At 69.5% G+C, this 23,550-nt stretch carries 21 protein-coding genes; 9 read left to right on the top strand and 12 right to left on the bottom strand.

The features are described 5' to 3' along the window. Positions 1 to 72 precede the first annotated feature (72 nt). Positions 73 to 1,581, bottom strand: coding sequence for a diaminobutyrate--2-oxoglutarate transaminase family protein (locus ACWFR3_RS09080; protein WP_453733911.1), 1,509 nt, complete (start codon positions 1,579 to 1,581; stop codon positions 73 to 75). 327 nt (positions 1,582 to 1,908) lie between these two features. Between ACWFR3_RS09080 and ACWFR3_RS09075 the strand changes: the two genes are divergently transcribed. Next, the gene (locus tag ACWFR3_RS09075) at positions 1,909 to 3,150 is read left to right on the top strand and encodes a trypsin-like serine peptidase (RefSeq protein ID WP_453733910.1); all 1,242 of its coding nucleotides are present in this window, start codon (positions 1,909 to 1,911) and stop codon (positions 3,148 to 3,150) included. A gap of 247 nt (positions 3,151 to 3,397) precedes the next feature. After that, positions 3,398 to 4,624, top strand: coding sequence for a trypsin-like serine peptidase (locus tag ACWFR3_RS09070; RefSeq protein ID WP_453733909.1), 1,227 nt, complete (start codon positions 3,398 to 3,400; stop codon positions 4,622 to 4,624). A gap of 105 nt (positions 4,625 to 4,729) precedes the next feature. Here ACWFR3_RS09070 and hflX read toward each other — a convergent pair whose 3' ends face one another. The 6 genes from hflX to miaA all read right to left on the bottom strand — a co-directional run bounded on the left by hflX (position 4,730) and on the right by miaA (position 12,766). Continuing rightward, a complete protein-coding gene (hflX, locus tag ACWFR3_RS09065) occupies positions 4,730 to 6,229 on the bottom strand; it encodes a GTPase HflX (RefSeq protein ID WP_453733908.1) in 1,500 nt (499 codons plus the stop codon). A 181-nt stretch (positions 6,230 to 6,410) separates the two neighbouring features. Continuing rightward, the gene (locus ACWFR3_RS09060; protein WP_453733907.1) at positions 6,411 to 7,898 is read right to left on the bottom strand and encodes a M1 family metallopeptidase; all 1,488 of its coding nucleotides are present in this window, start codon (positions 7,896 to 7,898) and stop codon (positions 6,411 to 6,413) included. A gap of 113 nt (positions 7,899 to 8,011) precedes the next feature. Further along, positions 8,012 to 10,165: a RelA/SpoT family protein gene (locus ACWFR3_RS09055; RefSeq protein WP_453733906.1), complete on the bottom strand. Its 2,154-nt coding sequence runs from the start codon at positions 10,163 to 10,165 to the stop codon at positions 8,012 to 8,014. Between the two features lie 142 nt (positions 10,166 to 10,307). Next, the gene (gene dapF / locus ACWFR3_RS09050; RefSeq protein WP_453733905.1) at positions 10,308 to 11,189 is read right to left on the bottom strand and encodes a diaminopimelate epimerase; all 882 of its coding nucleotides are present in this window, start codon (positions 11,187 to 11,189) and stop codon (positions 10,308 to 10,310) included. A gap of 75 nt (positions 11,190 to 11,264) precedes the next feature. Further along, positions 11,265 to 11,726 carry a hypothetical protein gene (locus tag ACWFR3_RS09045; RefSeq protein ID WP_453733904.1) on the bottom strand — a complete coding sequence of 154 codons (462 nt, stop codon included), beginning with the start codon at positions 11,724 to 11,726 and terminating at the stop codon, positions 11,265 to 11,267. A gap of 101 nt (positions 11,727 to 11,827) precedes the next feature. Next, a complete protein-coding gene (gene miaA, locus ACWFR3_RS09040) occupies positions 11,828 to 12,766 on the bottom strand; it encodes a tRNA (adenosine(37)-N6)-dimethylallyltransferase MiaA (protein WP_453733903.1) in 939 nt (312 codons plus the stop codon). A 182-nt stretch (positions 12,767 to 12,948) separates the two neighbouring features. Between miaA and ACWFR3_RS09035 the strand changes: the two genes are divergently transcribed. Both ACWFR3_RS09035 and ACWFR3_RS09030 read left to right on the top strand, forming a co-directional pair. Continuing rightward, positions 12,949 to 13,284: a hypothetical protein gene (locus ACWFR3_RS09035; protein ID WP_453733902.1), complete on the top strand. Its 336-nt coding sequence runs from the start codon at positions 12,949 to 12,951 to the stop codon at positions 13,282 to 13,284. Between the two features lie 25 nt (positions 13,285 to 13,309). Next, entirely contained in the window at positions 13,310 to 13,576 is a 267-nt protein-coding gene (locus ACWFR3_RS09030) for an antitoxin (RefSeq protein ID WP_453733901.1), read from the top strand. A 271-nt stretch (positions 13,577 to 13,847) separates the two neighbouring features. On the opposite strand, the gene ACWFR3_RS09025 is transcribed toward ACWFR3_RS09030, so the two are convergent. The 3 genes from ACWFR3_RS09025 to miaB are packed head-to-tail and all read right to left on the bottom strand — an operon-like array spanning position 13,848 to position 16,456. Continuing rightward, positions 13,848 to 14,588, bottom strand: coding sequence for a class III extradiol dioxygenase subunit B-like domain-containing protein (locus tag ACWFR3_RS09025; protein WP_453733900.1), 741 nt, complete (start codon positions 14,586 to 14,588; stop codon positions 13,848 to 13,850). Between the two features lie 28 nt (positions 14,589 to 14,616). Then, positions 14,617 to 14,901 carry a hypothetical protein gene (locus ACWFR3_RS09020; RefSeq protein WP_160507594.1) on the bottom strand — a complete coding sequence of 95 codons (285 nt, stop codon included), beginning with the start codon at positions 14,899 to 14,901 and terminating at the stop codon, positions 14,617 to 14,619. 34 nt (positions 14,902 to 14,935) lie between these two features. Continuing rightward, complete coding sequence (gene miaB / locus ACWFR3_RS09015) at positions 14,936 to 16,456, bottom strand: tRNA (N6-isopentenyl adenosine(37)-C2)-methylthiotransferase MiaB (RefSeq protein WP_453733899.1); 1,521 nt, start codon at positions 16,454 to 16,456, stop codon at positions 14,936 to 14,938. Positions 16,457 to 16,542: 86 nt separating this feature from the next. Between miaB and ACWFR3_RS09010 the strand changes: the two genes are divergently transcribed. Further along, entirely contained in the window at positions 16,543 to 17,538 is a 996-nt protein-coding gene (locus ACWFR3_RS09010; RefSeq protein WP_453733898.1) for a TAXI family TRAP transporter solute-binding subunit, read from the top strand. A gap of 33 nt (positions 17,539 to 17,571) precedes the next feature. Here the strand turns inward: ACWFR3_RS09010 and ACWFR3_RS09005 are convergent, their stop codons facing one another. Together ACWFR3_RS09005 and ACWFR3_RS09000 are read right to left on the bottom strand one after the other, a co-directional pair. Then, the gene (locus ACWFR3_RS09005; protein ID WP_453733897.1) at positions 17,572 to 18,987 is read right to left on the bottom strand and encodes an ATP-binding protein; all 1,416 of its coding nucleotides are present in this window, start codon (positions 18,985 to 18,987) and stop codon (positions 17,572 to 17,574) included. A gap of 16 nt (positions 18,988 to 19,003) precedes the next feature. Then, positions 19,004 to 19,693 carry a response regulator transcription factor gene (locus tag ACWFR3_RS09000; RefSeq protein ID WP_453733896.1) on the bottom strand — a complete coding sequence of 230 codons (690 nt, stop codon included), beginning with the start codon at positions 19,691 to 19,693 and terminating at the stop codon, positions 19,004 to 19,006. A 287-nt stretch (positions 19,694 to 19,980) separates the two neighbouring features. Here ACWFR3_RS09000 and ACWFR3_RS08995 point away from each other — a divergent pair, with 287 nt between their 5' ends. The 4 genes from ACWFR3_RS08995 (at position 19,981) to ACWFR3_RS08980 (ending at position 23,487) form a co-directional block, all read left to right on the top strand. Continuing rightward, the gene (locus ACWFR3_RS08995) at positions 19,981 to 20,760 is read left to right on the top strand and encodes an amino acid ABC transporter ATP-binding protein (protein ID WP_365858116.1); all 780 of its coding nucleotides are present in this window, start codon (positions 19,981 to 19,983) and stop codon (positions 20,758 to 20,760) included. A 46-nt stretch (positions 20,761 to 20,806) separates the two neighbouring features. Next, positions 20,807 to 21,727 carry a glutamate ABC transporter substrate-binding protein gene (locus tag ACWFR3_RS08990; RefSeq protein ID WP_453733895.1) on the top strand — a complete coding sequence of 307 codons (921 nt, stop codon included), beginning with the start codon at positions 20,807 to 20,809 and terminating at the stop codon, positions 21,725 to 21,727. A 168-nt stretch (positions 21,728 to 21,895) separates the two neighbouring features. Further along, a complete protein-coding gene (locus ACWFR3_RS08985; RefSeq protein WP_453733894.1) occupies positions 21,896 to 22,543 on the top strand; it encodes an amino acid ABC transporter permease in 648 nt (215 codons plus the stop codon). After that, positions 22,540 to 23,487, top strand: a complete 948-nt coding sequence (locus ACWFR3_RS08980; RefSeq protein WP_453733893.1) for an amino acid ABC transporter permease — start codon at positions 22,540 to 22,542, stop codon at positions 23,485 to 23,487. Before ACWFR3_RS08985 ends, ACWFR3_RS08980 begins: the two co-directional genes overlap by 4 nt. The last annotated feature ends 63 nt before the right edge of the window (positions 23,488 to 23,550 follow it).

Genomic DNA, 23,550 nt, shown 5'->3' with positions numbered 1-23,550 from the left:
GCTCCGGGGCGACGGGCTGGAGCTCTGCTGATGTCTCTCGGCCGTCCGCGGGACGGCCCGGTTCCGGCGTGGCTATCCGTGGTGCGGGCGGGCCGCGGCGGAGATCGCGTCGGAGAGGCGGTCCAGGATCGCTGCCGCCTGCTCGTCGGTGATCGTGAGAGGAGGAAGGAGGCGTACGACACTGGAGTGCCGCCCTCCCAGCTCGACGATGAGTCCGCGGCGCAGGCATTCCCGCTGCACCTCGGCAGCGAGTTCGGGTGCCGGGGGAAGCGGTCGCGGGGAGTGGCCCGAAGAGAGGATGCCGACGGAGGCGGCAGGCAGGGGGTGGCCCGAAATACCGCCAGGACCGCCGGGAGCGCCAGGACCGCCCGGGTCGCGGGCGGGCGGAACCTGTTCGTGGCTCGTCGGCCGGGCGCCGGGCCCGTGGCGGTCCGCGGCAGCCGGGTCCACGAGTTCGACGCCGATCATGAGGCCTCTGCCGCGGACGTCGCCGATACAGGGATGTTCGGCGGCCAGGGAGCGCAACTGGGTGAGCATGCGGGCGCCCAGGACTCCGGCGCGTTCCGCGAGGCCGTTCTCCCGGACGTACGCGAGGGTGGCCGCGCCTGCCGCCATGGCGAGCTGGTTGCCCCGGAAGGTGCCCGCATGGGCGCCGGGCGGCCAGACGTCCAGGTCATCGCGGTAGATCACGACGGCCAGGGGCAGGCTGCCGCCGATGGCCTTGGAGAGCACCATCACGTCCGGGACGACGCCGCTGTGCTCGACTGCCCAGAAGGCGCCGGTGCGCCCGACGCCGGTCTGGACCTCGTCCGCGATGAGCGGGATCGAGCGTGCGGCGGTGATCGCCCGCATCCGGCGCAGCCAGTCGTCGGGGGCTGGGATCACGCCGCCCTCGCCCTGCACGGGTTCAAGAATCATCCCGGCGGGCCGGGGCACGCCCGATTTGGTGTCGTCCAGGAGACTTTCGGTCCAGCGGGCCGCCAGTTCGGCGCCGTCCGCGCCGCCGACGCCGAAGGGGCAGCGGTAGTCCTGCGGGTAGGGCAATCGCGCGACGCGTACGTCGGTAGCGCCCCCGGATGCTGCGAGCGCCCCTGCCGTCATCCCGTGGTAGGCGCCGGTGAAGGCGAGCATGCCGTCGCGCCCGGTCGCCGTGCGCACGAGTTTGAGCGCCGCCTCCACCGCGTCCGTGCCTGCGGGTCCGCAGAACTGGATCCGCGCGCGGTCCGCGAGTCCGCAGGGCAGCGTGCGGAACAACTCGGTGGTGAAAGCGTCCTTGACCGGCGTGGCCAGGTCGAGGACATGGAGCGGTGCCCCCGAGTCGAGGACCTTTCTGATCGCCTCGAGCACGACCGGATGGTTGTGCCCGAGGGCCAGGGTCCCCGCACCCGAGAGGCAGTCGAGGTAGCGCCGGCCGTCGGCGCCCTCGATCGTCAGGCCGCGCGCGCGTACCGGCACGATCGGCAGGGCGCGCGCATAGGTGCGCGCCGCCGACTCGCGCGCCGACTGGCGTCGCAGGATCCCCTCGTGTGCTGCGGAGTGCGCCGCGGAAACCGCCGCGGGTGCCGGCTCGGTCACGGCCACGACTGTTGGTCCTCCCGCTGGGTGGGCGCTTCGCGCTCGATCTGGACCGGCGCGCCGACGACTTGGCAGGGGAGATGAACACAGGCCGCCAGCCCCCCGTACGTACCAACGACTGGGGCTGCGGAGGAACACGGGTAATCGGAAGATCCTTGCCGTGACGGAACCGTTGCCGTTCCGTCGGCAGTCCCTCACGGCACCGGCATAGTGTGAGGTGCCGTTCATCCGACGACAGGATGGGCAGCGCAACGGAATTAACGTGCTCAACGCACCGTTCGGCGAGCGGTGTCCGGCATGCGAACGATCTCGAAGCCCAGGGGGAATCTCTCTATGCGACCCATACGCCCGCTCAATACCGCTCGTCGTGGGAGGAGCGCGCGCGGCAGAACCTCCCCTGTGGCGGCCGCTGTCGCCATCGGTGCGGCACTCGTTCTGACCGCGACGGCCTGCGGCCCGAGCGAGGACAACGCGGGCGACGAATCGTCCGCGTCGCAGCCCGCCGACGACAGCAACAGCGACGGCAACGACAAGGTCAAGATTCCGCAGGACCTCCAGGACCGGCTCAAAGAGCACGGCATCGACATGGACAAGTGGAAGGACGGGGCCTGGAAGAACTGGGACAAGGACGACTGGCTCCGCGAGGCCGGTGACTACGTCAACCCGATCATCGAGGGCCTGTGGGACTCGGACCGCATGCGGGACGCGGACAAGAACCCCGACCGCGGCGTCGAGGAGAACGACATCTCCGGTGACCAGGGCGTGACCGACCCGACGCCCGAGCCGGTGGAAGCGGCGGCCCTGAAGACGCCGTACGACGCCAGCGCCCCGGCCTCGGGCAAGCTGTTCTTCGACGGCCCCGAGGGTTCGATGGTCTGCTCCGCCACCGTCGTCGAGGACCCCGCGCACCCCGGCAAGTCCAACATGGTGTGGACCGCGGGCCACTGTGTGCACGCCGGCGCCAAGGGCGGCTGGTACCGCAACATCGCTTTCGTCCCCTCGTACAACAACACCGGCAAGTCGACCGCCGAGCTGGAGAGCGCGCCCAAGGAAGAGGTCGCTCCGCACGGTGTCTGGTGGGGTGACTGGGCACAGACCTCCGACCAGTGGATCGAGAAGGGCGGCCCGACGGGCGGCACCGGCGCGCCGTACGACTTCGCGGTCATCCACGTGACGCCCGAAAAGGGCAGCGAGGGCAAGTCCCTCGAGGAGCAGGTCGGTTCGGCGCTCCCGGTCGACTTCAACGCCCCCGCCGTGCCCCAGATCGCCGACATGACGGCGACCGGCTACCCGGCCGCTCCGCCGTTCGACGGTCAGAAGGCGTTCCAGTGCGCCGACAAGCCGGGCCGGCTCTCGATCAGCAAGCCCGACCCGACGATGTACCGCATCGGCTGCACGATGACCGGTGGTTCGTCCGGCGGCGGCTGGGTCGCCGAGGGTTCGGACGGCAAGCCCGCGCTGGTGTCCAACACCTCCATCGGCCCGGTGACGGCAGGCTGGCTCGCCGGCCCGCGCCTCGGCAAGGAGGCCAAGGGCATCTACGGCGCGGTCAGCAAGAAGTTCGCCGACCAGTAGCCGACCGATAGCGAACCGGCAGCGAACCGAGAGCAGACCGGCAAGAGACCGGTAAATGCCTGATGCATGACGGCGGGGTCGCCTGAAACCTTCACGACCCCGTCGTCATTCGTCCCCAATCACACAGGCATAGTGAGGTGTTGCGTTCGGCGGGAAGCTCTCGCGGCCTCCGCGCCCGCACATGACACGTACATGGCAACAGCAGCAACCGCAGCAATCACACGTTCAATTCGGGGGTTACAGCTTCATGCGTTCCATACGTGCGCCCTACGCGCGCAGTCGCGGGCAGCGTCTCGCACTCGCCGCCACCGGGCTCGCCGCGACTCTGGCACTCACCGCCACCGCCTGCGGTCCCAGCGAGGACAAGGCCGGCGGCAAGGCCGATTCCGGCACCGAGCAGGGCGCCGACAAGGGTTCCGACACCGGCTCCGACAACGGTTCCGACGCCAAGCTGCCCGGCGGCCTCGCCGACAAGCTGAAGAAGCACGGCATCGACCCGGACAAGTGGAAGGACGGTGGCTGGAAGAAGTTCGAGAAGGAGAGCTGGCTCCGCGAGGCCAAGGACTTCGTCAACCCGGTCATCGAGGGGCTCTGGAAGCCCGAGCGGATGAAGGACGCCAAGGACCCGAAGAAGACGATCGCCGCGAAGGACGCCCCTTCCGACCAGGGCGCGACCGACCCCGAGCCGTCGCCGGTCCAGGCCAAGCGCGAGAAGACGCCGTACCACGAGAACGCCGCCCCGGTCGGCAAGATCTTCTTCGACGCTCCCGCAGGCTCGATGGTCTGCTCCGGCACGGTCGTGAAGGACCCGCGCAACCCCGGCAAGTCGAACCTCGTATGGACGGCGGGCCACTGTGTGCACGCCGGCGCCGAGGGCGGCTGGTACCGCAACATCACCTTCGTGCCGGCCTACAACGACCTCGGCAAGTCCGAGGCCGAGCTGAGCAACGCCGCTCCGCAGGAAGTCGCCCCCTACGGCCAGTACTGGGCCGACTGGGTTTCGACCTCCGCCGAGTGGATCGACCAGGGCGCCTCTTCGGGCGGTGCCGGTGCGCCGTACGACTACGCCGTGATGCACGTGAAGCCGAAGCAGGGCTCCAAGTCCCTCGAGGAGACCGTCGGCAACGCGCTGGCCGTCGACTTCACGGCTCCGGCGACGCAGAGCGTGAGCTCGATGGGCGCCTGGGGCTACCCCGCCGCTCCCCCGTACGACGGCCAGATCATGCACAAGTGCATCGACAAGCCGGGCCGTCTCTCGCTGACCTCCGCCCAGCCGACCATGTACCGCATCGGCTGCACCATGACCGGCGGTTCGTCCGGCGGCGGCTGGTTCCGGATGGTGGGCGGCAAGACCCAGCTCGTCTCGAACACCTCGATCGGCCCGGCCGAGAACACCTGGCTGGCAGGACCGCAGCTGGGCAAGGGCGCCGAGCAGGTCTACGACATGATGAGCAAGAAGTACGGCTCCCAGTAGCCGTACGGCGGGCAACCGCCGCACCTCGCGCATGACGCGGCGAAGGCCCGCCCCCTACGAGAGGGGGCGGGCCTTCGCCATGCGTGATGCGCCTGCCAGAGCCTGTCAGCCCGCGACCGGAACGTACGGCGCGAAATCCGCCGCCAGTTCCGCGTGCACCTTCGCCTTGAGCAGCGTGCCCTCGGCGGTGTGCTCCTCGGAGAGCACCTCGCCCTCGGCATGCGCCCGCGAGATGAGCTGGCCGTGCGTGTACGGCACGAGCGCCTCGATCTCGACCTCGGGCCGCGGCAGTTCGGCGTCGATCAGGGCCAGCAGCTCTTCGATGCCCGCGCCCGTGCGCGCGGAGACCGCGATCGCGTGCTTCTCGTTGCGCAACAGCCGCTGGAGGACCAGCGGATCGGCCGCGTCCGCCTTGTTGACGATCACGATCTCGGGCACGTTCGTCGCGCCCACATCGCGGATCACCTCGCGCACGGCGGCCAGCTGCTCCTCCGGCACCGGGTGCGAACCGTCCACCACGTGCAGGATCAGGTCGGACTCGCCGACCTCTTCCATCGTGGAACGGAACGCCTCGACGAGGTGGTGCGGCAGATGCCGTACGAACCCGACGGTGTCGGCCAGGGTGTAGATCCGGCCGCTCGGCGTCTCGGCCCGGCGCACGGTCGGGTCGAGGGTGGCGAACAGGGAGTTCTCCACCAGGACACCCGCGCCCGTGAGGCGGTTGAGCAGGGAGGACTTGCCCGCGTTCGTGTAACCGGCGATCGCGACCGAGGGCACCTTGTTGCGCTTGCGCTCCTGGCGCTTGATCTCGCGGCCCGTCTTCATGTCCGCGATTTCCCGGCGCATCTTCGCCATCTTCTCGCGGATCCGACGGCGGTCCGTCTCGATCTTGGTCTCACCGGGACCACGCGTGGCCATGCCGCCGCCACCGCTGGATCCGCCGCCGCCCATCTGACGGGAGAGCGACTGACCCCAGCCCCGGAGGCGCGGGAGCATGTACTGCATCTGGGCAAGGGCGACCTGCGCCTTGCCCTCTCGGGACTTGGCATGCTGGGCGAAGATGTCGAGGATCAGGGCGGTCCTGTCGACCACCTTGACCTTGACGACGTCTTCGAGGTGAATCAGCTGGCCAGGGCTCAGCTCACCGTCACACACGACGGTGTCGGCCCCGGTCTCGAGGACGATGTCACGCAGCTCCTGGGCCTTGCCGGATCCGATGTACGTGGCCGGGTCGGGCTTGTCGCGGCGCTGGATGACGCCGTCGAGCACGAGCGCGCCCGCCGTCTCGGCGAGGGCGGCCAGCTCGGCGACGGAGTTCTCCGCGTCCTGCACTGTGCCCGAGGTCCACACCCCGACGAGGACCACTCGCTCCAGACGGAGCTGGCGGTACTCGACTTCGGTGACGTCCTCGAGCTCGGTGGAGAGGCCGGCGACGCGGCGCAGAGCCGCGCGCTCGGAGCGGTCGAACTGCTCGCCGTCCCGCTCTCCGTCGATCTCGTGGCTCCAGGCGACGTCCTCTTCCATCAGGGCATCGGCCCGAAGACCTTCGGGGTAGTTCTGCGCGAAGCTCTGCGCGTCCTGGGAAGGGGAAGAAGAGGAGGTCATTGGATCCTTACGTCGATGGGATTCTTCATGGTGGTCAACGCTCGGGGCCGCCCCGTGATTCCCCGGACCGGCCGGCACAGGCCCTGAGATACCCCCGAAGGGTTTTCCCGGACCCGCAGCGGCGCCGACCTGAAGATGGTTGCACGGAACGGCCCGTCTCGTCACGTGGGTTATTCCCCGGTTATTTCCCGGCGGGAGCCGCCTTACGCCAGTCCGGGTGGCCCGGCATCGCCGGTGTCTTCGCGCCGTACAGCCAGGCGTCGAAGAATCCGCCCAGATCACGGCCGGAGACCGACGAGGCGAGCTGCACGAAGTCCGCGGTCGTCGCGTTCCCGTCCCGGTGGGTCCGCACCCAGAGCCGCTCCAGGCGCTCGAAGTCCGGCTGCCCGATCTCCTGCCGCAGCGCGTAGAGCACCAGCGCGCTGCCGTCGTACACGACCGGCCGGAAGATGCTGATCTTCTGCCCCGGCGCGGGCCCCTTCGGGGCGGCCGGCGGTCCGCCCGCGGCGCGCCAGTTGTCCGAAAGGCGGTAGGCCTCGCGCATCCTCCTCTGGAGGGGCTTGTCCGCCTTCTCCTCGGCGAAGAGCGCCTCGTACCAGGTGGCGTGCCCTTCGTTGAGCCAGAGATCGGACCAGGTCGCAGGGCTCACGCTGTCGCCGAACCACTGGTGCGCCAGCTCATGCACCATGATCGAGTCCACGTACCACTCGGGGAACTCGGGCCGCTTGAACAGGTCGCTCTCGAAGAGGGAGAGGGTCTGCGTCTCGAGTTCGAAGCCGGTCCGGGCCTGCGCCATCAGGACGCCGTACGCCTCGAAGGGGTAGCGGCCGACCTTCTCCTCCATCCAGCCGATCTGGCCCGGCGTCTTCTTCAGCCAGCGCTCCATCGCCTTGCGGTCCTTGGTGGGCACCACGTCGCGTACGGGGAGGCCGTGCGGCCCGGAGCGCTGCACCACGGTGGAGCGGCCGATGGAGACCTGCGCCAGTTCCGTCGCCATGGGGTGGTGGGTGCGGAAGACCCGGGTCGTGTTCGCCCCGGAGCGCTCCGTGGCGACGGGCAGGCCGTTGGCGACGGCGGTGAGCCCCTTCGGAGTGGTGACGCGGAACGTGAACATCGCCTTGTCGGCGGGGTGGTCGTTGGACGGGAACACGCGGTGCCCGGCGTCGGCCTGATTGGCCATGGCGAGCCCGTCGTCGGTGGGCACCCAACCGCCGTCCTGGTCCTTCGTGGGCCGGGGATCGCTGGTGTGCCGGACGGTGATCCGCATCCCCTCGCCCTGGTTCAGCGGCCTCGACGGCGTGACGACCAGGTCCTCACCGGTGGATTCGAAGCGGGCGGCGGCGCCGTTGACCTCCACGGAGCGGACCTTGCCGTGCGCGAAGTCGAGGTTGATCCGCTCCAGCGGAGCAGTGGCGCGGGCGTCGATCACCGTCGTGGCGTCCAGCGGCTTCTTGTTGGAGCCGCGGTAGGTGAAGGCGATGTCGTACGACATGACGTCGTAGCCGGGGTTGCCCAGGTGCGGGAAGAGCCGGTCGCCGATGCCGAGCGGTTTGACCGGTGCCGGTGCGGTCGCGGCGAGGAGGGTGGCGGAGGTGACCGCGGCCAGGAGCGCGGTCGCGATGCGAAGGGTCTTCGGCCGCGAGGCCCTGACCCGGGGGGTGAGCAGCATGAACTACCGCTATCAGCGCGGACCTACCGCGCCGGTGTCAACGCGCGCCGGGCCACTCGAACGAGTCGCCAGTAGGCGGCTGCCGCGACGTCCTGGCGCCCCGCGACGCGCTGCTAGGAAGTCGCCGACGCCGGGTGCTGCGCACGGCTGACGTCGTACACCCCGGGCACCGCACGCATCGCGCGCATCAGCCCCGGAAGATGGTCCGCGTCCGGCAGTTGCAGCGTGTACGTGTGGCGCACGCGCTGCTGGCTCGGCGGCTCGACGGTCGCCGACATGACCTCGACGCCCTCCATGGCGATGGCCTCGGTGAGGTCGGCCATCAGATGCGCCCGCCCGAACGATTCGGCGATCAGCGTGACCCGGCACTCCGCGCTGTCCCCCCAGTGCACTCCGACCTCGGCGCGCCCCACTTCCTTCATGCGGGCGACCGCGGGGCACTCGACGCGGTGCACGGTGACGACGCCGCCGCGCACGGCGAAGGCGGTCACGTCGTCGGGCGGCACGGGCGTACAACAGCCCGCGAGGCGTACGCTCGCGCCCTCCCTGTCCACTACGGCGTTCGCCGCGGCGGGGCGCGGGAAGTCGGAGGCCTGCGGCGGGGGCACGGGCTTCTCCGGGGTCGACGCCGAAGGGGCCGATGCGGGCGTGGGGTGGGTCGTGAGCCAGCGCCGGATGGCGATACGTGCGCCGGGGGTGCGCGCGTGGTCGAGCCACTCGCGGGAGGGTCCCGACGCCGCGTCCTGACCCATGAGGAGCTGGACCGTGTCGCCGTCCCGCAGGACCGTGCTGAGCGTCGCCAGGCGGCCGTTGACACGTGCACCGATGCAGGCGTGGGCGTCCTCGCCGTACTGGGCGTAGGCGGCGTCCACGCAGCTCGCGCCGGCGGGCAGCCCGAGCGTGCCGCCGTCGGGGCGGAAGACGGCGATCTCGCGGTCCTGGGCGAGGTCTTCGCGCAGGGTGGACCAGAACGTGTCCGGGTCGGGGGCCGCTTCCTGCCAGTCGAGCAGCCGGGAGAGCCAGCCGGGCCGGGTCGGGTCGGCGCGCTCGCCCTCGACGGCATCGTCCGAAGGGGCGTCGGAACCGGAATCGGACTGCTCCTCCGTAGGAGGAGCGTAGGGATTGCGCAGAGCGACGACCCCGGCCTCGGCCACCTTGTGCATCTGGTGCGTACGGATGAGGACTTCGGCGACCTCTCCGTCCGGGCGGGCCACTGCCGTGTGCAGCGACTGGTAGAGGTTGAACTTCGGTACGGCGATGAAGTCCTTGAACTCCGAGACCACCGGCGTGAAGCATGTGTGCAGTTCACCGAGCACGCCGTAACAGTCCGCGTCCTCGTTCACCAGGACCAGGATCCGCCCGAAGTCCGCCGCGCGCATCTCGCCGCGTTTGCGGTGCACCCGGTGGACCGAGACGAAGTGCCGTGGCCTGATGAGGACTTCGGCCGCGATGTCCGCCTCGCGCAGCACCGTCCGGACGTCGTCGGCCGTCCCTTCCAGGGGGTCGCCGCCACCCACCGCGTTGGCCGCGATCAGCTCCTGGACCCGGGAGTACTCCTCCGGGTGGAGGATGGCGAAGACGAGGTCCTCAAGCTCGGTCTTGAGCGCCTGTACGCCGAGGCGTTCGGCGAGCGGAATGAGCACGTCCCGCGTCACCTTGGCGATCCGCGCCTGTTTCTCGGGGCGCATGACGCCGAGCGTGCGCATGTTGTGCAGGCGGTCGGCCAGCTTGATCGACATGACGCGTACGTCGTTGCCGGTGGCCACGAGCATCTTGCGGAAGGTCTCCGGCTCGGCGGCCGCTCCGTAGTCGACCTTCTCCAGTTTCGTGACGCCGTCGACGAGATAACAGACGTCGTCGCCGAATTCCTTGCGCACCTGGTCGAGGGTCACGTCCGTGTCCTCGACGGTGTCGTGGAGCAGCGACGCGGTCAAGGTCGTGGTCTCGGCGCCCAGTTGCGCGAGGATCAGCGTCACCGCGAGCGGATGTGTGATGTACGGCTCACCACTCTTGCGCATCTGGCCGCGGTGGGAGGACTCCGCAAGGACCCACGCGCGCCGCAACGGCTCCAGATCCGCGTCCGGATAGTGGGCTCGGTGGGCTTCCGCCACATGGCCGATCGCGTCCGGCAACCGGTCCCGGGTGGCGGGCCCCATGAGGGCCGCCCGGCCGAGCCTGCGCAGGTCAAGCCGCGGACGACCGCGCCTGCGCTGCCCTGCGGGCGTCGCTGGGCCAGACATCGCAGGGTTTGTAGCCTCCGCACTCATGGGCACCTCCGGCTGCTCCGACCGGCGGTGAGCGGACGACGGCGTGCTCCGTCCGGGCCGGTGCTTGATGCTACCGAGCCCATCACGCGCCGCTGACCGCCTCTCGCCGAGCGTGAAACGGATCACCCATTCGAGCGACAGTTCACGGGTTTACAGTTTCGAGCCATTCCGCGTCGATCTCGCCTTCGGCGACGATCACCGCGGGACCCGTCATCTCGATCTCGCCGTCGGGGCGCTCGGTGATCACCAGGCGCCCACCAGGCAGATCGACGGTGTAGGTGACCGGCGAACCGGTCGCCGCAGGGTCCGCCCCGTCCCTGCGGGCCGCCGCGACGGCGACGGCGCACGCGCCCGTGCCGCACGAGCGGGTCTCGCCGGCTCCGCGCTCGTGCACGCGCATGGCGATGTGACGAGGACCACGGTCGACGACGAACTCGACGTTCACGCCGTCCGGGTAGGCCGAGGCGGGGCTGAATGGCGGCGGGTCGTACAGGGTGCCCGCGTGGGCCAGGTCGTCCACGAAGGCGACCGCGTGCGGGTTGCCCATGTTCACGTTGCGGGCCGGCCAGTGGCGGTCGGCCACGGAGACGGTGACGTCCTGGCCTTCGGGGAAGAAGGCCTTGCCCATGCCGACGGTGACGTCCCCGCCGGCCGCGGCCTTGGCGATGTGCACGGTCTTCACGCCGCCACGGGTCGCGACGGCCAGATCACCCTCGCCCACCAGTCCGGCGTGCTGCAAATAACGGGCGAAGACGCGCACGCCGTTGCCGCACATCTCGGCGATCGAGCCGTCGCCGTTGCGGTAGTCCATGAACCACTCGGCCTCGGCGGCCAGATGGCGCGCCTCGGGGTGTGCGGCGGAACGCACGACATGCAGCAGGCCGTCGCCACCGATGCCCGCGCGGCGGTCGCACAGGGCGGCCACGGCGGCCGGGGGCAGCTCGACGGCGTTGTCGGGGTCCGGGACGATCACGAAGTCGTTCTCGGTCCCGTGCCCCTTGAGGAAGGCGATCGGCGTGCTCATTCCTCGATCGTACGGGGTGGCTACGACACTCGGTCCGTACGGTACCCGTCAGGGCCCTGACCTGGTACGACGCCGTCAGCGAAGGCGGGCGACGCGCCACACGGCGAGAACGGCCACGGCCAGGAACACCAGGGCGTACGCGGAGACGATCCGCCAGTCCGGACGCCTTCCGGAGCCCCGCTCGGGAAGCCCCGGCCAGGTGTGCCCCACGCGGCGCGCGGCCATCATGCCCCAGCCCGCGGCGCAGCAGCTGATCAGGAGTCCGAGCATCGCGACGACGGCGCCGCCGTCACCGAACTCGAAGGCCAGCGGGAAGGCGAACATCAGCGAACCCGCCGCGGCGAGGACGACGATCGGCGCGAGCTGCCAGATGCGCAGACGGCGCTGCGGGCGCAGTTCGACCTCGACCTCGGCCACGGCCATCTGGTCCGCGCCGGGACCGTCGTCGGTCACGCCGTCCGGCGCCCCGTCAGGGCCGTCCGGAGTCAGCTCGCCGCCGCCATGTGCGGTGTCACGAGGGCCGGCCTCCATCGCCATCCGCCCTCCCACTTCGGACTCCACTGGTCGATCGATGGTCGATGATGGCACGGCGCCGGGGGCCGGGATGACCGCCGGAGCGTCCCGATGCCATCACGTGATCAGGCTGTGACCGCTCGTTCGACCAACGCCATTGCCCGTCCTGGGAGTTCCCCTCGGTCGGCCATGGCACCACTGAGCCAGTGCACGCGGGGATCGCGGCGGAACCACGAGTCCTGACGACGTGCGAAGCGCTTGGTCGCGCGCACCGTCTCCGCGCGCGCCTCGCCGTCGGTGCACTCCCCCGCGAGCGCCGCGAGCACCTGCTGGTATCCGAGCGCACGCGACGCCGTGCGCCCCGCACGCAGCCCCACCGACTCCAGGGCACGCACCTCGTCGACGAGGCCCGCGTCCCACATGCGGTCCACGCGCGTGGCGATGCGTTCGTCGAGTTCGGGGCGGCCGACGTCGACACCGATCTGGACGGTGTCGTAGACGGAGTCGTGTCCGGGGAGGTTGGCGGTGAAGGGCTTGCCGGTGATCTCGATGACCTCGAGGGCGCGGACGATCCGGCGGCCGTTGCTGGGCAGGATGGCCCGGGCCGCTCCGGGGTCGACGGCGGCCAGGCGGGCATGGAGCGCGCCGGAGCCCTGGAGCTCGAGCTCTTCCTCCAGGCGGGCCCGGACCGCGGGGTCCGTGCCCGGGAATTCCAGCTGGTCGACGGCGCCCCTGACGTAGAGCCCGGAGCCGCCCACCAGGATCGGCCAGCGCCCGTCGGCGAGGAGGCGGTCGATCTCGGCTCGCGCCAGCTTCTGGTACTCGGCGACGCTCGCCGCCTCCGTGACGTCCCAGATGTCGAGGAGGTGGTGAGGCACTCCGTCACGCTCTTCGAGCGTCAGCTTGGCGGTTCCGATATCCATCCCTCTGTAGAGCTGCATGGAGTCGGCGTTGACGACTTCGCCGCCGAGACGCTGGGCAAGGAAAACGCCCAGATCGGACTTTCCGGCCGCGGTCGGCCCGACGACGGCGATGACCCGCGGTGCGGGAGCTGCTCTACTCACCGCCCCAGTCTCGCAAACCCCGCGACCACTTCCCGAACGAGCTACGTGACGTCACACGTCCGGGGTCGTTGCCTGTTGCGAGGTTCCGGCCGCCGGTTTTGAGGACCGGCGACCCGGGAGGCGCAACAGGGCGCACCGGGCGGCGCGGGATTTCGCCCACACGAGTACCGTATGGAGTAGATATGGGCGTTTTTGCACGGTTCCGTAGGAAGTCCAAGGACACGGAAGAGGCGTCAACAACCGAAGCGGCAGCCGGGACCCTGACGGCCGAGCCGGAAGCGGACGGGGAGGCGCCCGAGCCCGAGACCGGCAAGGAAGAGGCCAAGGTCGAGGCCGCCGCCGAGGACGAGACCAAGGCCGACGCGAAGGCCGACGGCGACGCCGAGACCGAGGGCAAGACCGAGGACAAGACGGAGAGCTCCGAAGAGGCTGCCGCGGAGAACGTGGACATCCCCAAGCAGCAGTCCGCCGAGAAGGCCGCCGACAACGACGAGGCCGACGAGGGCGCCCGCAAGTGACTCTCCCAGCGAGGGAAGGTAACCGATGGGCTTCCTGCAAAGCCTGAAAGACAAGCTCGCCCCGGCGAAGGACAAGGTCGCGGGCCTCGCGCAGCAGCACGGGGACAAGATCGACCAAGGTCTCGACAAGGCCGCCAAGGTGGTCGACGGCAAGACCAAGGGCAAGTACAGCGACAAGATCCAGACCGGGACGGGCAAGGCGAAGGACGCCGTGGACCGCCTCGCCGGGACGCCCGAGGGCAAGGACAAAGGCGGCGGCGCCGCCCCTCCCACGCGCCCTCCGGCTCCCTGAACCACCGGCTGGATCACTCGTCGGCTCACCGGCGCCTGCCCGGCACCGGAGCACCGGCTGAGCCAGCCGACCGGGTCACTGAACGACACCGGCGGACGGCCGTGGAGCGCCACCAGCTCTGCGGCCGTCGCCGCGGCCCGCCCCCAGCAGCGTGCACGACCGTGCTCCGCATCGGCCGCGTGCGCAGCCGTGACCATGCGCCCGGCCGTTGTCATGAGTCCGTCAGCAGTCCGTCAGCCGGCACACCCTGGTGGGCCCGGCTGCCAGACCGCTACGACCAGGCAGCGACCAGGTACCCGACGCCGTAAGGAGCGTCCTCGTAGAGCAGCTCGCCGCTCAGGCCCGCGCCCTCGGCCGCACCCGCGAGTACCTGCCACGGCGCCCGGCCCGCCGCCTGCAGTTCGTACGCCAGCTCCGCGTCCAGCGCCTTGAGTGCCCCGACGTCCGCCGCCCCCAGCGCACGGGCCACCTCCGCGTCGAACCCGGCCGCCCGTTCGTCGAGATACCCCGGCGCCTTCAGCGTGCGGCACGCGCTGGCGTCGCCCATCACCAGCAAGGCCACCCGGTCGCCCCGCGCCGCGATTTCCCCTCCCACTTCAATACACCGCTCGGCCGCCAGAGGTTCCCCCACCCCGAGCCCTTCCAGCGGGGCCGCCGACCACTCCGTACGGTCGAGCAGCCAGGCGGCGACGGCCAGCGAAGACGGAAGTCCGCGCTCCGCCGCGGCGTCGGCCGGGGAGCCGTCCGTTGCCTCGTCGTCACGACGCCCGAGCCGCACGTCGAGGTCGACGCCGAACCCGCGGAAGGACCCACAGGCGCCCTGCGGATGCGGGCCACGCCCGCTCTGCTCGGCGGGGCCGACCACGACGAGCCGGTCGGGCCGAGAGGCGGCGAGCACCCCGATGGCGTCCGTGCACGCGGCGCGTGCGGCGTCCAGTTCGGGGGCAGCGCCTGCGGCGACCCGGGGGACGAGCAGGGGCGGGCAGGGGCAGACGGCTGCGGCGACAAGCATGATCCGCAGCGTAACGCGCGCCCGCGCGCTAGTAGGAGATCGGGCCCGAGTCCCACTCCAGCTCGGAGATCGAGAAGCGGTACGGGAAAGAGCCGCCGGACGAGCCGTCGCCGATCACCATCCACCCGTCGGCCGTGCGGTAGCGCCGCATCCGTACGGGATAGCGCGGGTGCTTGGGGCGGTACAGGCGGACGAACTCCGCGAACCGCTCCACCGCTTCCTCGTGCGTGCCGTCCACCGTGGCCATCAGCTCGAAAAGATGCCACGCCCCCGGCCCCGGAGGGTTCTCCATCATCAGCGCCCAGCGCGCCATCAGCCTCTCCCCCGTCCCCCGCCGCTCGGCCCGGTCAGTCGCAGCCGCAACCACTGCCCGCGGCCACCGGAAGCGGCTCGGGGGCGCCCACCTTGGGCAGGCCCAGCATCACGCCGGCGGGCTTGGCCGCCTCCTCGGCGTTGCGCTTCTCCCAGGCGTCACCCGCGCGCGTGCGGCGCACGTTCAGGACGGGGCCCTCGGCGAGCAGGTGGTGCGGCGCCGCGTAGGTGATCTCGACCGTGACGACGTCTCCGGGGCGGACGTCGGTGTCCGGCTTGGTGAAGTGGACCAGGCGGCTGTCGGGGGCGCGCCCGGAGAGGCGGTGGGTGGCGCCGTCCTTGCGGCCCTCGCCCTCGGCGACCATCAGCTCCAGGGTCCTGCCGACCTGCTTCTTGTTCTCCTCCCAGGAGATCTCCTCCTGGAGGGCGGAAAGACGCATGTAGCGCTCCTGCACGACCTCCTTGGGGATCTGCCCCTCCATGGTCGCCGCGGGCGTACCGGGGCGCTTGGAGTACTGGAAGGTGAAGGCGCTGGCGAAGCGGGCCTCGCGGACCGCGTGCATCGTCTGCTCGAAGTCCTCTTCGGTCTCTCCGGGGAAGCCGACGATGATGTCGGTGGAGATCGCCGCGTCGGGCATGGCGGCGCGGACCTTCTCGATGATGCCGAGGAAGCGGTCCTGGCGGTACGAGCGGCGCATCGCCTTCAGGATCGGGTCCGAGCCGGACTGGAGCGGCATGTGCAGCTGCGGCATCACGTTCGGGGTCTCGGCCATGGCGGCGATCACGTCGTCCGTGAAGTCGCGCGGGTGCGGGGACGTGAAGCGCACGCGCTCCAGGCCCTCGATCTTCCCGCAGGCCCGCAGGAGCTTGCTGAAGGCCTCGCGGTCACCGATGTCCGAGCCGTACGCGTTCACGTTCTGGCCGAGCAGCGTGATCTCGGAGACGCCCTCCGCGACGAGCGCCTCGATCTCGGCGAGGATGTCGCCGGTCCTGCGGTCCTTCTCCTTGCCGCGCAGGGCGGGCACGATGCAGAACGTGCAGGTGTTGTTGCAGCCCACGGAGATGGAGACCCACGCCGCGTACGCGCTCTCGCGGCGCGTGGGCAGCGTCGAGGGGAACGCTTCGAGGGACTCGGCGATCTCCACCTGCGCCTCTTCCTGGACGCGGGCACGCTCCAGGAGCACCGGCAGCTTGCCGATGTTGTGCGTCCCGAAGACGACGTCCACCCAGGGCGCCTTCTTCACGATGGTGTCGCGGTCCTTCTGGGCCAGGCAGCCGCCGACGGCGATCTGCATGCCGGGCCGCTTGGTCTTCATCGGCGCCAGGCGGCCGAGGTTGCCGTACAGCTTGTTGTCGGCGTTCTCCCGCACGGCGCAGGTGTTGAAGACGACCACGTCGGCGTCGCCGTCCGAGCCCTCGGGCGCTCGTTCGTAGCCGGCGCCCTCAAGGAGACCGGAGAGGCGCTCCGAATCGTGGACGTTCATCTGGCACCCGTAGGTGCGTACCTCGTACGTTCCTTTAACGCCCACTGCCTGTCCCCGGTCGCCGCTGCTCATGTGACAAGGGTAGGCGGTCGGGGAAGTGTCCCCGCCGGGAGCTCGGCCCTGGCCATCTTGGCGAGCGGCCTGGCAGGATCGCGCGCATGCTCAAGGCACTCCCCCACGTCAGCAGGCGCCGCGCACTCCAGGGTGCCGCGGCCGCCCTTGTGGTCTTCGGGCTCTTGATGTGGTGGCTCGTCCCGGCGGGCGACGACTCCCCGACGGGCCGGATGACGTTCAGTACGGGCGTGAAGAACGCGGTGTACGAGCGGTACGGAAAGCTCTTGCGCACCGCGGTCTCCCATGACATGCCCAAGGTGGACGTGGAGCTGCTCAACAGTGAGGGCTCGCAGCAGAACGTCGAGCGGGTGGCCAAAGGGAAGGCCGATTTCACCATCGCCGCCGCCGACGCCGTCGAGAAATACCGCCTGGAGGGACGTGCGGGCTCGGACCGCCTGCGGGGATGCGCACGGCTGTACGACGACTACGTCCAGCTCGTCGTACGGCGCTCCTCGGACATCGGGAAAGCGCGGGACCTGAAGGGCAAGAAGGTGGCCGTGGGCCAGCCGCGGTCGGGTGTGCGGCTGATAGCGGGCCGGGTGCTCAAGGCCGCCGGACTCGACATCGACAAGGACCTCACGTCGGTGGACGCGGGCATCGACAAGGCCCCGGATCTTCTCGAGACGGGCGACATCGACGCCTTCTTCTGGTCGGGCGGGCTGCCGACCACGACGGTGCGGGAGCTCTCCGAGAAGTTCGACATCCGTCTCGTGGAGCTCGGCACCCTTGTGGACGCCCTGCACAAACAGGGTGGAGCCTCCCGCTACTACCGGGCGGCCGTGATGCCCGCCGACGCCTATCCCGCAGCCCAGCAGAACGACGCCGTCCCGACCCTGGCAGTGGCAAACCTCCTGGTCACCACCGACCGGGCGGATCCGGAGCTGACCGAGGGGCTGACCCGGACCCTGATCGACAGCCGTGACCACATCGGCGCGAAGGTGCACGCGGCCCAGCTGGTGGACCTGCGCACGGCGCTGTACACGGACCCTCTCGCCCTGCACGAGGGCGCACGCCGCTACTACCAGTCGGTCAAGCCTTAGCCGTCAGGCCGTATCAGCAGCCGTCAGGCCGTGTCAGCGCGCGGGGACGGGCTCGCCGCGCGGGACGCCTACAGTTACCCGCAGCCCGTGCGGCTCATGCGGCTCGTACGTGATGGAACCGCCGCCCGCAGTGAGCAGGGCCCGCGAGATGGACAGGCCGAGGCCCGAGCCCTGCACGTTCTGGTGGCGGTTGCTGCGCCAGAAGCGGTCGCCGATGCGGCCGAGTTCGTCCTCCGTGAGACCGGGGCCGCCGTCTGTGACCACCACGGTCGTCAGCTGACCGCTCCAAGAGACCGCCACCCGCACCTCCTCGCCCTCGGGCGTGAACTTGAGGGCGTTGTCGATCACCGCGTCCAGGGCGCTGGACAGTGCGATCGGATCGGCCCAGCCGGTCGTGGCCGGGCAGGTGCCGGTCAGCCGCACCCCGCGCTCCTCGGCGAGCGGCCGCCAGGCACCGACCCGTTCGGCCGCGAGTTCGCCGATGTCGGTGAGCCGCAGGTCGGCCGCCGTGTGCTCAGCGAGCGCGAGCCCCAGAAGGTCGTCGAGGACCTGAGCGAGGCGTTTGCCCTCGGTGCGGACGGAGGCGATCTCCTCGTTCCCGTCGGGCAGCTCGAGGGCGAGCAGCTCGATGCGGAGCAGCAGGGCGGCGAGCGGGTTGCGCAGTTGGTGCGAGGCGTCGGCGACGAAGGCCCGCTGCTGCTCGAGGACGTCCTCGACGTTGTCGGCCATCTCGTTGAACGACGCGGCCAGGCGCCGGAGTTCCGGTGGTCCGCCCGCAGCCGCCACCCTCGACTTCAGGCGCCCGGTCGCGATGTCGTGCGTCGTCGCGTCCAGGACCCGCACCGGGCGCAGCACCCAGCCGGTGAGGCGCAGCGCCGCACCGACGGCGAGCAGCATGGCCGCCGATTCACCGGCGGCGATGAGCAGCCACCCCTGCAGCGTCTTGGAACGCATGCGCCCCGTAGGTGATTCGGTGACGACGACCGCGATGACGTCACCGTCCCTGATCACCGGAGAGGCGACGACGAGCCGCCCGTGCTGCCAGGGCCACACCTGCTGCGGATCGTGGCTTCCACGGGACCTGAGGGCCTCCTCGAAGGCCTCCCGCACCTCGGCGCCCCTGGGAGGCAGGAACCAGCTCCCGGGCGCGTGAGCCATGGGCTCACGGTCCCTGAAGAAGACGCCCGCCTTGATCCCGTATATCTCGTGGTAGTAGTCGAGTTCGGTCTGGAGGGTCTCGCGTCGTTCGTCCTTGTCCCGAAGGCGCGAGCCGGTGGGACGTTTCGTGACGAACTGCGCGAGTGCCGCGAACCGCGCCGTGTCGTCGATCCGGTCGACGACCACCTTCTGCTGCTGTGCCGCGGCCACGCTCACCGCGAGCGGGAAGCCGAGCGCGAGCAGCACACCCGCCATGAGGACGATGAGCAGCGGGAGAAGGCGAGAGCGCACCTGTCCTCGCTACTGGCTACACGGCCGGGGCGACGAGCCGGTAGCCGACGCCCCGTACGGTCTCGATCAGGGCCGGCATGTGCAACTTGGAGCGCAGGGAAGCGACGTGCACCTCAAGGGTGCGCCCCGTTCCCTCCCAGCTGGTGCGCCACACCTCGCTGATGATCTGCTCCCGGCGGAACACCACACCGGGCCGCTGCGCGAGGAGCGCGAGCAGGTCGAACTCCTTGCGGGTCAGCTGGACCGTCGTTCCGTCCACGCTGACCTGGCGGGTGGGCAGTTCGATGCGTACGGAACCGAGGCGCAGTTCACTGTCCGCTGGGCCCGCGGCGGCGCCGGACGGGGGCCGCCGGATGACCGCGTGGATACGGGCGATGAGCTCCCCGGTGTCGTACGGCTTCACTACGTAGTCGTCGGCTCCGAGGTTCAGGCCGTGGATCCGCGAGCGCACGTCGGCACGCGCCGTCACCATGATCACGGGGATCGAGCCGCGCTTGCGGATCTTTCCGCACACCTCGTAGCCGTCCTGGTCGGGCAGCCCCAGATCGAGGAGCACGACTCCGAAGGGTGCCGTTTTGCCGGGCAGCAGGGCCTGAAGGGCTTCCTCGCCGCTGCGTGCGTGCACGACGTCGAAGCCGTGCCTGGCCAGGACCGCGGACAGAGCGGCCGCCACGTGATCGTCGTCCTCGACGAGGAGCAGTCTCATGCGGGCCCCCTCCGGTTCATCGGTCGTTCCGTTCGCGCTAGCCGATGGCCGGTACGCGCGCGTGCACAGGCACCAAGGCATCCACGCCGATACATAAGGACCGCGTCAAGAGGGTTCGGGTCACGGACACGTTCCGTTATGCAGCCGGTACGCGCGACTGCGTCCCCTTCACACGGAGTGTCCGGTTGCGGCCGGATCGTTATGCTCAATTTCCCCTCAGATGTAATGACGCTGGTCGCACCGGGTTATTACTGTCCTCCCAACCGAGGAGGATGGAGCAACAAGCCGTGACCGAAGTATCGGTGACCAAGGACGCCATACCGCCCGGGGCGGACGACCTGGTCGTGCTGAAGAACGTCAACAAGCACTTCGGCGCTCTGCACGTCCTCCAGGACATCGACCTGACCATCAAGCGCGGTGAGGTCGTCGTCGTGATCGGCCCCTCCGGCTCGGGCAAGTCGACACTGTGCCGCGCCATCAACCGCCTGGAGACCGTCGAGTCGGGAGACATCTCGATCGACGGCAAGCCGCTGCCCCAGGAGGGCAAGGCGCTCGCCCGTCTCCGTGCGGACGTGGGCATGGTCTTCCAGTCCTTCAACCTTTTCGCGCACAAGACCGTGCTCGAGAACGTGATGCTGGGCCAGACCAAGGTGCGCAAGACGTCCAAGGCGGAAGCAGAGACAAAGGCACGCGGCCTCCTGGACCGCGTGGGTGTCGCCTCGCAGGCCGACAAGTACCCCGCGCAGCTCTCCGGCGGCCAGCAGCAACGCGTCGCGATCGCACGCGCGTTGGCGATGGACCCCAAGGTGATGCTCTTCGACGAGCCCACGTCGGCGCTCGACCCGGAGATGATCAACGAGGTCCTGGAAGTCATGCAGCAGCTCGCACGCGACGGCATGACCATGGTCGTGGTCACCCACGAGATGGGCTTCGCACGATCCGCGGCCAACCGCGTCGTCTTCATGGCGGACGGCCGCATCGTCGAAGAGGCCGTGCCGGACCAGTTCTTCAGCAACCCGCGCAGCGACCGGGCCAAGGACTTCCTGTCGAAGATCCTTAAACACTGAGGCTCCTACGTCGTCTCAACGCCAGTCGAAACAAAGGATGTTCACCATGAAGCTCCGTAAGTCCGCCGCCGCAGCCGCGGCGATCGCCGCGCTCTCGCTCGCCGCCACGGCCTGCGGCGGCAAGGAGGGCTCCGCCGGCGACAAGCCCGAGGGCCCGAACACCTCCGGTTCCAAGGCCCTCAGCTACGAGGTCAAGAAGGACGCGGCGGTCGACTCTGCCGTCTTCAAGGCCGCCAAGAAGCGCGGGAAAATCGTCATCGGTGCAAAGGCCGACCAGCCGTACCTGGGCTTCCAGGACCAGTCGACCAAGGAGTACTCCGGGTTCGACATCGAGATCGCCAAGATGATCGCGGCCGACCTCGGCTTCTCGACGAAGCAGATCGAGTGGAAGACGGTCGACTCCGGCGCGCGTGAGACCGCGGTCTCCAAGGGCGACGTCGACCTGATGATCGGCACGTACACGATCAACCCCGAGCGCAAGAAGCAGATCGACTTCGCGGGACCGTACTTCCACGCCGGCGCCTCGCTCCTGGTCCGCAAGGACGAGAAGGACGTCAAGGGCCCGGAGACCGTCCGCGGCAAGAAGGTCTGTTCCATCGTCGGCTCCACGCCGCTGCAGAACATCAAGAAGCCGGAGTACGGCGCCAAGGTCACCGAGCTCTCCAAGTACTCGGAGTGCGTCGCCCAGCTCCTGAACAACCAGATCGACGCCGTCACCACGGACGACGCGATCCTGATGGGCTACGCGGCGCAGAACGAGGGCAAGCTCAAGGTCGTCGGCAAGCCGTTCTCGGACGAGCCCTACGGTGTCGGCCTCAAGAAGGGCGACGCGGCCCTGCAGACGGCCGTCGCGGACGCCATCAAGGCCCACCAGGAGAACGGCGACTACAAGAAGGCCTACGAGGCCACCCTCGGCAAGTCCGGCTCCGACTACAAGGACCCGCCGGCCTTCACCGACCCGAAGTAATCCGGCACGCCCCGCTCCGTCCGCACTCGCCTGCGGTACGGAGCGGGACGTTCGCTGCGCGCATCGCTGCCGGACCCGTCGCGAAACCCTGCCACCGCCCCCGAGCCTGACGGCCGGGGCCCGTCGCGATCACCTGCGACCCGTCGCGAAAGACCTCGCGGAGAATTCATGGACGTACTGCTCGACAACCTGTCGCTTTTCCGCGAAGGGTTTTTGGGGACTCTGAAGCTGACCGCATCCAGCGCGCTCGTGGCTGTGGTGGCCGGGGTCATCATCGCCGGGTTCCGGGTATCCCCCGTACCGCCGCTGCGAATATTCGGAACTCTCTGGGTAACGCTGCTGCGGAACACCCCGCTGACTCTGCTTTTCCTTGTGGCGTTCTTCATTGTCCCCAAGGTGCTCTTCCCCGACCTGGATTCGTTCCTTCTCGCCACACTCGCCTGCGGCTTCTACACCTCCGCGTTCGTGGCCGAGGCGGTCCGCTCGGGCATCAACACCGTGCCGCTCGGGCAGGCCGAGGCGGCCCGCGCGATCGGCCTCACTTTCACCCAGACGATGCGGCTCGTCGTCCTGCCCCAAGCCACGCGCACGGTGGTGCCGCCGCTCTCCAGCATTTTCATCGCCCTGACGAAGAACACCGCGATCGCGGGCGCCTTCGACAACGTCGATCTCTTCAACGTCTCCAAGACGCTGAGCAATGACGGTTACGACATCGCGGTGATCTTCGTCTGGATCACCCTCGGGTACCTGGTCATCACGTACGCCATCAGCGGAGTCTTCCGGCTGTTGGAGCACCGCCTGGAGGTCGCCCGATGAGTGCCAACGTCCTCTTCGACGCCCCCGGCCCCAAGGCGCGTGTCCGGAACATCATCTACAGCATCATCGGCACTGCGGCCCTTCTGGGCGGCCTTGCCTGGATCGTTCTGCGCCTGAACGACAAGGGCGAGTTCGAAGCCGGTTTGTGGGACATCTTCAACTACACCGGAATCCAGCAGAATATTCTGGACGCCCTTGTCGCCACGTTGAAGGTGTTCGCCTTCGCCGGCGTATTTTCCCTGGCGTTCGCCGTGGTGCTCTGCGTGGCACGACTCTCCGAGCACAAGCCCGTGCGCTGGATCGCGGTCGCCTTCATCGACCTCTTCCGGTCCATCCCGCTGCTCATCACCATCTTCGCCCTCTGGGTCGGCCTGCTCGGCGACATGACCCCGTTCTGGGCATTGGTGATCGGCCTGACCATCTACAACGGATGTGTCCAGGCCGAGGTCCTCCGTGCAGGCATCAACGCGGTGCCCAAGGGGCAGATGGAGGCCGCCTACGCCCTGGGCCTGCGCAAGACCCAGGTCATGACCACGGTGCTCTTCCCGCAGGCGGTCCGGTCGATGCTGCCGACCATCATCAGCCAGCTGGTGGTCACGCTGAAGGACACCTCGCTCGGGTTCATGGTCCTCTACCCCGAGCTGCTCCATTCGGCCCGGCTCATCGCCAACAACACCCCGGTCAACGGCGTTTACCCGTTCGTCCAGACGGTCACTGTATTCGGCGCCATCTACATCGGGCTCTGCCTGCTCCTCTCGTCGCTTGCCACCTGGATCGAGAAGCGCGGACGCCGCGCCAAGACCGGAATCGCCGTCGCCGCGGCCGCCGAACCGGCCGAGGCACCCGGTGTGCTCGATCCCTCCGCGCCGCTCGGCCCCACCGCCGGGGACACCGCGGCAGCGGACGCCGAGCCGGGCGACAGCCCCACGGAGAAGAAGAACTGACGCGCCCTCAGCGTCGGTGAACCTCTGCCGTCGGTACATGCGTCAGGGCCCGTCGAATTCGTT

The organism is Streptomyces sp. NPDC055189 (assembly GCF_053606765.1).
Note: the sequence above shows the minus strand (reverse complement) of the source record. Positions and strands in the feature narration are given on the sequence as shown.